We start from the raw sequence: 314 nt of genomic DNA on the forward strand, positions 1-314 counted from the left end.
CTGTGGGCACGCGGAGCCGGGCTGCGAGGTCGGCGGCTTTCCGGTGGAGCCGCGCCCCCTGTTCGACGCACGGGTCGCGGCGTCCCGCGACTGGCTGCGGGCCCGGCCGGAGACCACCATCGCGGTGGTCGGCCACGGGACGTTCTTCTACCACCTCACCGGCACGTTCCTTGAGAATTGCGGCACCATCGACCTCGATCTCGACGCCCCGCCCGCGGCGGCCTGATCAGGCGGGCATCCGGGCGCGCGCCGCGTCCATGCGCTGACGGGCGCCGACGAGGGCGATCTCCGGCGCCTGCCGGCCGATGGCGAGG

At 74.8% G+C, this 314-nt stretch carries 1 pseudogene; it reads left to right on the forward strand.

The features are described 5' to 3' along the window. Positions 1-226, forward strand: a pseudogene (locus tag ACLBXO_RS31960) (histidine phosphatase family protein); the annotation flags it as partial. Positions 227-314 lie beyond the last annotated feature (88 nt).

The organism is Methylobacterium sp. C33D, from assembly GCF_053345825.1.